We start from the raw sequence: 9,961 nt of genomic DNA on the forward strand, positions 1-9,961 counted from the left end.
CACAGCAGGCTTCGTGCCAGCATTCATCACAGCACAGGGCTTCTGCCGCCCAGACTCCTAGGGTCGTTTTTGTTGATTCATCCCTACTGCTATTTGATGTTTTGTTAGTCATCAAATCGAACTATGCGCTACCAGCTGTCCAAGTAGCAGTACCCCCCCGCAGGGCATTCAACCCCTCACCACGGCACCCCCGCACACCGCCCCACCAAAAAATCCAGAAGCGCCCGCACCGCAGGCGACAAATGCCTGCGCGACGGGTACAGCGCGTAGATCGTCATCACCGGCAAATTCCACTCGGGCAGCACCGCCTGCAACTCGCCGCTTTGCAGATAAGGATTGACCAGATAAGTGGGCTGCAACGCAATGCCGCCGCCCGCCAGCGCTGCGCGCATCAGCGTGGTGGCCTCGTTGGCGCTGAAGTGGCTGGTCACGCCCACTTTGGCCACCTCGTCGCTGCGTGTCAGTTGCCACACGCTTTTGCCAAAGTTGGCGTAGCTCAGGCAGCGGTGCTGGGCCAGGTCGGCGGGCAGTTGCGGGGTGCCGTGTGCCGCCAGGTAGGCGGGCGATGCCACCAGGGCCGAATCGCAGCGTGCCAGGGGGCGGCCGATGAGCAGCGGGTCGGGCTCGGCGCTGATGCGGATGGCCAGGTCAATGCGCTTTTCCACCAGGTTCAGAGAGCCTTCGCTCGCGTCCAAGTCAATTTTGAGCTGCGGGTGCTGCGCCAAAAAGTCGGCAATCGCCGCGCCCATCTGCGCAAACGCAAAAGACACGCTGCAGGTGATGCGCAGTTGCCCGCGCAGCGCGCCCTCCGTGGTGGTGGCGGTTTCTTCTTCCAGGTCTTCGGTCAGCGCCAGCATCTGCTGGCAGCGGCGCAGCGCCAGCTCGCCCGCGTTGGTCAGCGTCACGCTGCGGGTGGTGCGCTGCAGCAGGCGGGCCTGCAGCCACTGCTCCATCTCGCCCACATAGCGCGTGACCATGGCACGCGACATATCGAGCTTGTCGGCGCTGGCGCTGAAGCTACCGCTGGTCGCCACTTCGGCAAACACGCGCATGGCGGTCAAGCGGTCCATAGAGGGTTTATTTGATCGATTGGTGCAACAAGTTTGCGCATTTTATGGGGTTTATTGGATCGATTGGCGCAAATAAACTTCATTCCGTCATTCAAGCCAACCCCATCAAATCCTGGAGAGACCACCATGTTCCGCACCACCCTCATCGCCGCCACCTTGTCTCTGGCCTTTGCTGGCGCCCACGCCGCCCAGCCCCTGCAGATCAAGGTCTACAACGCCGACGGCAACAGCTTCAACGTCAACTCCACGCTGGTCTACGGCGAGAAGGAGGCCATGGTGATTGACGCTGGCTTTACCCGCGCCGACGCGCTGCGCATTGCCGCCAACGTGTTCGACAGCGGCAAAGAGCTGAAAACCATCTACGTGAGCCAGGCCGACCCTGACTATTACTTTGGCGTGGAAACGCTCAAAGAGTTTTTCCCCAAGGCCGAGGTGGTGACCACCCCCGCCGTGCTGGAGAAGATCAACGCCAAGCTCCAGGCCAAGCTCGCCTTCTGGGGCCCAAAAATGGGCGCCAATGCACCGCGCACACCCGTGCTGCCCAAAGCCATCGCGGGCAACACGCTGAGCGTGGGCGGCCAGGCGGTCGAGATCCGTGGCACCACGGGCGCACTGGCGCACCGCCCTTATGCGTGGATTCCGTCGGTGAAGGCCGTGGTCGGCAACATTGGCGTGTTTGGCACCAACATGCATGTGTGGACGGCTGACACCCAGACCGTGGCAGAGCGCAGCGCCTGGGTGGCCCAGCTCGACGAAATGGCAGCGCTGCAGCCCACTGTGGTGGTGCCCGGCCACATGCCCGCTGGTGGCGCGCTGGATGCCGCCAACATCAGCTACACCAAGGGCTACCTGCAAGCCTTTGAAAAGAACGCAGCCGCTACCAAGACCAGTGCTGAACTCATCGATGCGATGAAAAAGGCCTACCCCGCAGCGCCCATGGGCCTGTCGCTGGATATCGGCGCCAAGGTCAACAAGGGCGAAATGAAGTGGTAAGCACCGGGTGGGCGCTCACCCACCCTGCCGTTTGAAAGGAACCAGATCGTGACCTTCACACACCCCCTCCAGCAAGTTCTGCAGCACCTGCACGCCGGGCGCTGGAACGCGGCGCACGATCTGGTGCAACACGACGGCTCCATGCTCGGTGCGTGGCTGCACGGCATCCTGCACTTGCAGGAAGGCGATCTGGAAGACGCCGAGAACTGGTACGACCGCGCAGTCCGGCACTTTCGCAGCCGGGGCACGCTGGCCGAAGAGATTGCTGCGTTTGAAGCCGCACTGACCGCCTCCACATCGCCTGACCTTGAAGAAAGACCCTGATCCATGCCCTCCACATCCACCACCGTGACCTATCTGTTCGACCCCCTGTGCGGCTGGTGCTACGCCGCTGCGCCTGCTCTGCAATACCTGCAGGGCGTGGACGGTGTCGATGTGGCACTCGCGCCCACTGGCCTGTTCGCAGGCCCGGGCGCACGGCCCATGGACGCGCAATTTGCCGCCTATGCCTGGGCCAACGACCAGCGCATTCAGCAGCTCACGGGCCAACCCTTCACACAGGCCTACCGCGACCACATCCTGGGCGCAGCCAATGGCCGTTTTGATTCCGGCCCCGCCACGCTGGCCCTGACCGCCGTGGCGCACACCGCGCCGGGCCGTGAGCTGGATGCGTTGCACGCCCTGCAGCGCGCTCGATATGTTGATGGCCGCGACACGACAGACGCGGCGGTGCTGGCCGATGTGCTCAACACCCTGGGCCTGGCCGATGCGGCTGCGATGGTGTTGGCGCCCGATGCCGGGCTGCATAGCGCCATGGCTGCACGTGTTGCCAACGCGCAGGCCACCCTGCAAGCCGTGGGCGCGCGCGGTGTGCCGCAGTTGGTGGTCGCGGGCCAGGGCGAGGCGCTGCGGCTGTTGAGCGGCGACGCGTTGTTGGGGCCGCGCGAGCAACTGGTGGCGTTGGTGCGGGCGGCAGCTGCGGATTGAATGCAGTGGGGTGCGCCAATTTTCAGGATCAAGAACCGTTCATGCAGAGCCTGTCGAAGCGCGGCGCAGGGCTTCGACAGGCTCAGCCCGAACGGTGTTGGGTGATCGAAGGCTGGTTCACAAAAACCCGTTCACGCTGAGCTTGTCGAAGCGCGGTGCAGGACTTCGATAAGCTCAGTCCGAGCGGTGTTGAGTGATCGAAGGTGGGTTCATAAAACTCGTTCACGCTGAGCCTGTCGAAGCGCCGCGCAAGGCTTTGACACGCTCAGCCCGAACGGTATGGGCGGGTCGAAGGCGCAACCTCCGCTCAATCCTTCGACGGATCGATCAACACCTTGGCCCCGGTATTGCGCGGACCATAAAACGCGATGGCATCTGCGCTCAGCGCCTCGGCCAGCGACACGGTGCGCGCGTACTGGCTGGCAAACGTGGTCTTCAACTCGGCGGCCACACGGGTGCGCAGTGCCTGGGCTGCGGCGTCGCCAATCTTGTTCAGGAACGGGAACAGCAACCAGCCGCCCACACTCCAGGCCATGCCAAAAGTGCGTTGAATCTCGGTGGGGCGGGTGTCCAGGTGGCCATACAGATACACCTGCTTGTGCACTGCCGACCCATACCGGCTGTATTCCTTGGCGGTGCGGTTGATGGCGCTTTCCATGCATTGCAGGATCTGCCCGGCCAGCGTGCCCCCGCCCGTGGCGTCAAACGCAATGGTGGCGCCGGTGGCGGCCAGCGCGTCGGTCAGGTCGGCCATGAAGGTGGGCGCCGTGCTGTCGCACACATGTTGCGCGCCCATCTCGCGCAGCAGCGCGGCTTGTTCGGGCTTGCGCACGATGTTGACCAAGCCAATGCCGTCCTTCTGGCACACCCGGTTCAGCATCTGGCCCAGGTTGCTGGCCGCGGCGGTGTGCACCAGCGCGGTGTGGCCTTCGCGCTTCATCGTCTCGACCATGCCCAGCGCCGTCAGCGGGTTGACGAAACACGATGCGCCCTCGGCTGCCGTGGTGCCCGCAGGCAGCGGTAGGCACTGCGCAGCAGGCATGGAGCGGTACTGCGCATACATGGCCCCGCCAATCACCGCCACCGTGCGGCCGACCAGCGCCTGGGCGGCTGGGGATGAACCCGCCGCCACCACCAGGCCCGCGCCCTCGTTGCCCACCGGCATGCTCTGGCCCAGGCGCGCGGCCATGCCGGGCATGGCGCGCTCAGGGATGTGGGCCGTCACCACCGGGCGATCAGCCGTGCCCGCCACTTGCACGGTCGACAGATCGGCGGGCCCAAACAGCAGGCCGATATCGGATGGGTTGATCGGCGTTGCCTGAACCTGAATCAACACCTCATCGGGCCCCGGCGTGGGCACGGGCGTGGGTTCCAGGCTGACTTGCAAGGTGCCATCAGGCTGAACCAGCGAGCGCAGTTGCAGTGCGGTGGCAGGAATGGTGGGTGTGGTCATTGGGTGCTTTCAGTGAGAAGGTGGGCGCGCGCTCGGAGGGCGGCGGAAACCTATTAAAACGGGTTTGTGCTTCATGCGTGGTCGCGCAAGTGATTTACCGAGCAGGGTGGTTCCTGCGTGGTCATCTTTGAACGGTTTCAATTGGATGGATGCCGACTCAATCGCTACCCTTGGCCCCCAGCGTCCGCACCATCTGCTCATACATCGCATCCACCGCCGGTGCGCGCAGCGACGCCTTGCTGCGCAGCACCGCCACGTCCATCGACGGCAACGGCGGCAGCTCAAACTCTGCCGGAAGGTTCTGCAAGATCTGCAGCGCAGGCGGCACGCTGCAGCGCGTTAGCACCGCCACGGCCAGGCCGCTTTCTACCGCGGCCAACTGGCCCGCCAGACTGGAGCTGTGGTACACGATGCGATAGGCACGCCGCCGTGCTACCAGGGCCGACAGCGTGGCAATGCGCGCCATGCTGCCCGACTCGTACACCGCAATCGGCAACGGGTCGCGCCGCCAGGCTTCAAACTGCGCGGCGCCCACCCACACCAGCGGCTCCTGAAATAGAAAACGCCCGCGCTGCGGCCGGTCGCGCGATACCAGCGCCAGGTCCAGCTCGCCCGCCATCAGGCGCGGGATGAGCGCGGTGGACTGCTCACACGTCAGCTCAATCTCCACCCCCTGGTACCGGTGCGAAAAACTGCGCAGCACCGGCGTGAGGTAGGTGCTGGCGTAGTCGTCTGGCACGCCCAGCCGCACGCGGCCCGCCAGCTGCGGGCCAAACAGGGCGGCCTGCGTTTCGGCCTGCAGCTCCAGCATGCGGCGCGCGTACGACAGAAGCTCCACGCCTGCGGGGGTGACCTCCAGATGCCGCGGGCCGCGCAGCAGCACCGGGCGGCCCAGGGCCGCCTCCAGCTTCTTGATCTGCATGCTGACCGCCGACTGCGACCGGTGCACCAGCGGCGCCGCGCCGGAGAGCGAGCCTGCATCCACCACGGCCACAAAGGCGCGCAGCCAGTCGATCTGAAAGTCGGGGTAGCTCATGCAGGCCTCTTTGTGTATTCGGTTATCGAATAGTAATCGTTCGAACTATGCGCTTTACCAGCGTAGACAAAGCGCCGACCATTGGCGCCATGAACCACAAGGCCGCCGCTTTCTCAACGCTCGATTCAACCGTCACTATGAATTGGGCCTTTTCTTTGAACTTGAAATATCCGTTCGGGCTGAGCCTGTCGAAGCCTCGCGCAGCGCTTCGACGCGGCTCAGTGAACGGTTGACGTGGATTCATGCCGAATGAATATTGCAACTACCACCGCCATCGGCACACCAGCCGCCACTCGCGACCGCCAGGGCCAGTGGCTGATGATTGCCGGTGGCGTGCTGTTGGGCAGCATCGGCGTGTTTGTGGAAGAGGCGGGCCAGCATCCGTTGGTCACGGTGTGGTTCCGCTGCGCCTTTGGTGCGCTGGCGCTGGTGGCGTGGTGCCTGGCAACAGGCCGCGGGCGCGAGCTTCTGCTGCGCCACCAGGCCCGCAGCCGCTGGGTGGCCTGCGCCACCGGCGTGTTCATGGTGCTCAACTGGGCTCTGTTCTTTGCGGCCATCCCGCGCACCTCCATCGCTGTGGCCACGGTCATCTTTCATGTGCAGCCCATCTGGGTCATCGTGTTTGGCGCGCTGTTTTTGCGCGAGGCCGTGTCCACCAGCCAGTGGGTGGCCACGCTGGTGGCACTGGGCGGCCTGATGCTCACCACCGGGCTGCTTGACGGCATACCGGCGGGCACCGCAGATGGTGGGGCCTATGTGGCCGGGGTGCTGATGTGCCTGGGCGGTTCTCTGTGTTACGCCGCCGTTACCCTGCTGGCCAGCCGCACCCGCCAAGCCGACCAGGCCGATCAGGCCATCAGCCCCTATGCGCTGTCGCTGTGGCAGTGTTTGGTGGGTGCGGTGCTGCTGGTGTGGGCACCGTTCGTGTTTGGCGGACCGCAGAAGGCGGGTGCCTGGGCCTGGCTTACGGGCCTGGGCGTGCTGCACACGGGGCTGGCCTACGTCATCTTGTTTGCGGGCATGGCGAGGCTGGCGCTGGGCAAGGTGGCGGTGCTGCAGTTTGTGTACCCGCTGACCGCTGTGTTGGTGGACTGGGCGGTGTATGGCCGCACGCTGAGCCCGGTGCAGCTGGCGGGCGTGGTGCTGATGGCCGCAGCGTTGTGGACGATTCGGCGGCCGAATCAATCAGTGTCAGAAACCACAAGCCGCACCACCACGGGTCGATGATCCGATCCCAGGTCTGGCCCCGTGCGCGAGCCAACCACCTGCCAGCCCGACGACGCCAGCACATGGTCCAGCGGCAGCACCGACAACCCTCCCCACGCATTGGGCCAACTGGCTGCCATGCCGTTGGCGCGGCGCATTTGCACCTCCACCGCAAACAGGCCGCGCGCCCAAGGGGTGATGTTCAGGTCGCCTGCCATCAGGCCCAGGCCACCCTTTTCAGAAAGGTGTTGCGCCTCTTGCGCCAAAGCCTGGTCGCGTGCCCTCGCAAACGCGGCGTTCAGCGGGGGCATGGGGTGCAGTGCGATGACATGCACGGGTTGTCCGTTCCACAGCAACGTGGCGCGTAACCGCAGGGTGTCCCACTCGCTGCGCGGTTGCAGCGTTTGCGTGTCTGCCATCGGGTGGCGCGACAGCACGGCCAAGCCAAACGGGTCGGGCTGCGGCACGGCCAGCCGGTGCGGGTAGCGCGCTGCAATGGCGGGGTTGCTGGCCAGCGCCGCATCGGCCAGGGCTGTGTATTCCTGCAACACCACCACATCGGGCGCGTCGGCCGATGTCAGCCATTGCGCCAGCGGGTCGAAGTCGGTGGTGGCCAGGTTGAGGTTGGCGGTGCCCACAGTCAGCACCGGCGCGTCTGCAGGCAGGGCTGCTGCACGCGGCAAGGTGGCCGACTGCCATAGGAAACACCCCGCCAGCACCAGCGCGGGCACCACCAGCCACCACGCCCGCCGCAGCGCCAGCAGCACACCCAGCGCCACCGCGCCTACGGTGGCATACAGCCATTGCCAGTGTGCAGCCAGCTCCACCAGCCATTGCAGCAGTGGCGTGTGGTCTGCGGGCAGCACGCGCGACAGCGGGGCCGTCAGCGCGCCCAGTGCGCACAGCCAAACCAGCCATTGGGCGCGGGCGGTGATGAAGTGGGAAACCGCTGAACGGGTGGGCATGGCTACAAGGGCAAACAAGACGACGCGGCATTTTGCGCGCGGAGCGCCTGAGTCGCTACCGCTTGGCGGAGTGGTGTTGCGCCGCATCAGGTTGCCAGGGATACGAACACCAACGTGCGTTCCGCGCACTCCGCGTCGCCGGGCAGCGCAGCGTGCGCGACGAATGCCGAACTGCCCTCAGGGCGCTTTGACTGCTGCGATGTGCCGCTGAAAGAACGCCAGCACCTGCGCATTGAGAAATTGATGAAACGCGACCCGGTCGAACCCCGCCGCATCGCGGCAGATGTCGGGCGCTGCCTCGGCCAGCGCGGGCGAGCAGGGCGCTAGAAACGCGTAGTGCTCCGAGTTCGCGGCCACGTGCCAGTCGGGCGCGCGGGGCAGGCCCTGGCGCACCGTCTCCACGCTCTGCAGCGTGACGCCACTGCCACCCAGCGCCGAGGCCCACAGCTGCACGGGCGTGCTGACCTGCCCCAGCCCTTTGGCGTCAAACACGCTCAACGGGTCAACGATGACCGCCGCCTTGATGCGCGGGTCCGGTGAAGGCGTGGCGGGGATTTCGTTGCGCCGAATCTCGCCGCACAGGGGCCGCATGGACAGCGGCGGGCACAGGTCCGGGCGCAGCGTCCAGTCGGGCTTGGCACCGATGGCCACCAGCCCCGTGTAGCCACCGCGCGAAAAGCCGAACAGGCCGACCTTGCTGGCGTCCAGCTGCGCGCGCAGGGGCCACGTGCCCAGCATGTAATCCGTCAGCCGCTTCATGTCCACGGGCCGCGTGGCAAAAGCCGACAGATGGCCCTGGCGGCTCACGTCCTGAAAGTTGTCCCCCGGGTGGTTGATGGCGGCCACCACATAGCCCGCATCGGCCAGCGCAGCCGCCGTATCGTGATGCCCCAGGGCCGAACCGCCCGCGCCGTGCGACACCACGACCAGCGGCAGGCCCTGGCCGTTAAGGGGGCAGTCCCGCGTGCCTTGCAGCACCAGCGGCGCCAGGTCAATACGGCCCGGCGGCGTGCTGCAGGGCGACCACACGGCACCGCGCAACGCAGGCCCATCCTTGTCTGCAGGCACCTCGATAAAGGCAAAGCCCGCAGCCTGGACCAGGGTGGCGGCGCAGCCAAGCGCTGCGGCCGACAGCAAACGAATGCCCAGGCCGAAGCGTGAAGAAGAACGGGCACGAAGGCGCAAGCGATGCAGCGATGAAATGGTCATGGCGATGTAGTGACGCAGTTAGGAATCACGGAGGCTGTGCCCGCCGAGTGTGCCGCAGCGTGCGCACCCGGGCTTCACCGATCTTGCAAGCGTGCGGCCTGCCCGGTGCCGGTCAGGGCGGGTGCTGCAGCAGCGCTAGTGCAGTGTTTCACGCTTGATGGCACAAATAAAAATGATGGATTTTTGGCACTGGCAAGGCGCAAACCGGAGCGATACCGGGTGTATCGCGAGGATTTGCAACGCCGCCAGGGGCGAAAAGACGCCTTTTTATGTGCCGGATAGCGTGAAACACTGCGCTAGTTACTGCCCAAACACCATGGCCTGGTGGGCAGACACGCCCGCCAGCACCCCTTCAGCCGACGCCAGCGTGGCGTTGTGGCGCATCAATGTCAGGTCGCCAGCGGCATACACGCCGGGCACCGTGGTCATCTTGTTCCCGTCGGTGCGGACGTAGGGGCCCATGGGCCCATCGTCGAACGCGCAGCCCAGCTGTTCGGCCAGCGGGCTGGATGGGCGCGTGGATGCCGCTACATACAGCGCATCGAGTGGCACCACGCGCGCATCGCCGCCGCCGGTGGCCTGCAGCCGCACGCCGTGCAGCGCCTGGCCCGGACCTTCCAGCGCGGCGATGGGTGCGGGCTCCACGGCAATGCCCAGTGCCCGCAGGCGCTCGTGCTCGCTGGGCTCCAGCGTGGTCTCGCCATTCAAAAAGAGGGTGGTCGGGCCCCAGTCGGCTATCAGCTGAGCATGCATGCCCGATGGCGGCGAGTGGTACAGCACGCCCAGCTGCTGGCCTGCAAATTCATAGCCATGGCAATACGGGCAGTGCAGCACGCTGGCGCCCCAGCGCTCGCGCAGGCCATCAATGTCTGGTAAACCATCCGCCACGCCAAAGGCCAGCACCAGCTTGTGAGCTTCCATGTGTGCGCCATCGTCCAGCACCACTTCAAACCCGTTCTCTGGTGACCCGGCGCGTTGCTGCGCCGTGGCCGACACCACTGTGCCCTGCCGCAGCGTCACCGTGGGGTAGGCCAGCAGCTTG

At 65.6% G+C, this 9,961-nt stretch carries 10 protein-coding genes; 4 read left to right on the forward strand and 6 right to left on the reverse strand.

Annotated features, from left to right (window positions below):
- Positions 1-176: 176 nt before the first annotated feature.
- Complete coding sequence (locus tag ACK41V_RS22405; RefSeq protein ID WP_409785708.1) at positions 177-1,070, reverse strand: LysR family transcriptional regulator; 894 nt, start codon at positions 1,068-1,070, stop codon at positions 177-179.
- Positions 1,071-1,196: 126 nt separating this feature from the next.
- On the opposite strand from ACK41V_RS22405, the gene ACK41V_RS22410 reads away from it, so the two are divergent.
- The 3 genes from ACK41V_RS22410 to ACK41V_RS22420 are packed head-to-tail and all read left to right on the forward strand — an operon-like array spanning position 1,197 to position 3,050.
- Entirely contained in the window at positions 1,197-2,063 is an 867-nt protein-coding gene (locus tag ACK41V_RS22410) for an MBL fold metallo-hydrolase (RefSeq protein ID WP_409785710.1), read from the forward strand.
- 48 nt (positions 2,064-2,111) lie between these two features.
- Positions 2,112-2,387, forward strand: a complete 276-nt coding sequence (locus tag ACK41V_RS22415; protein ID WP_409785712.1) for a hypothetical protein — start codon at positions 2,112-2,114, stop codon at positions 2,385-2,387.
- A gap of 3 nt (positions 2,388-2,390) precedes the next feature.
- The gene (locus tag ACK41V_RS22420) at positions 2,391-3,050 is read left to right on the forward strand and encodes a DsbA family protein (protein ID WP_409785714.1); all 660 of its coding nucleotides are present in this window, start codon (positions 2,391-2,393) and stop codon (positions 3,048-3,050) included.
- Between the two features lie 307 nt (positions 3,051-3,357).
- Here the strand turns inward: ACK41V_RS22420 and ACK41V_RS22425 are convergent, their stop codons facing one another.
- Together ACK41V_RS22425 and ACK41V_RS22430 are read right to left on the reverse strand one after the other, a co-directional pair.
- A complete protein-coding gene (locus tag ACK41V_RS22425) occupies positions 3,358-4,503 on the reverse strand; it encodes a zinc-binding dehydrogenase (protein WP_409785716.1) in 1,146 nt (381 codons plus the stop codon).
- A gap of 157 nt (positions 4,504-4,660) precedes the next feature.
- Positions 4,661-5,539 carry a LysR family transcriptional regulator gene (locus tag ACK41V_RS22430; RefSeq protein ID WP_409785717.1) on the reverse strand — a complete coding sequence of 293 codons (879 nt, stop codon included), beginning with the start codon at positions 5,537-5,539 and terminating at the stop codon, positions 4,661-4,663.
- Positions 5,540-5,788: 249 nt separating this feature from the next.
- On the opposite strand from ACK41V_RS22430, the gene ACK41V_RS22435 reads away from it, so the two are divergent.
- Positions 5,789-6,766 carry a DMT family transporter gene (locus tag ACK41V_RS22435; RefSeq protein ID WP_409785719.1) on the forward strand — a complete coding sequence of 326 codons (978 nt, stop codon included), beginning with the start codon at positions 5,789-5,791 and terminating at the stop codon, positions 6,764-6,766.
- On the opposite strand, the gene ACK41V_RS22440 is transcribed toward ACK41V_RS22435, so the two are convergent.
- From ACK41V_RS22440 to ACK41V_RS22450, 3 genes are all read right to left on the reverse strand, one after another.
- The gene (locus ACK41V_RS22440; protein ID WP_409785720.1) at positions 6,721-7,710 is read right to left on the reverse strand and encodes an endonuclease/exonuclease/phosphatase family protein; all 990 of its coding nucleotides are present in this window, start codon (positions 7,708-7,710) and stop codon (positions 6,721-6,723) included. The two genes, ACK41V_RS22435 and ACK41V_RS22440, sit on opposite strands and share 46 nt — an antisense overlap.
- Before the next feature lie 177 nt (positions 7,711-7,887).
- Positions 7,888-8,919: an alpha/beta hydrolase family protein gene (locus ACK41V_RS22445; protein WP_409785722.1), complete on the reverse strand. Its 1,032-nt coding sequence runs from the start codon at positions 8,917-8,919 to the stop codon at positions 7,888-7,890.
- Positions 8,920-9,219: 300 nt separating this feature from the next.
- A partial coding sequence (locus ACK41V_RS22450) for an NAD(P)/FAD-dependent oxidoreductase (RefSeq protein WP_409785724.1) occupies positions 9,220-9,961 on the reverse strand: 742 nt, incomplete at its 5' end.

The sequence above is a fragment of the Acidovorax sp. genome, assembly GCF_046291265.1.
GTDB lineage: Bacteria > Pseudomonadota > Gammaproteobacteria > Burkholderiales > Burkholderiaceae_C > Acidovorax.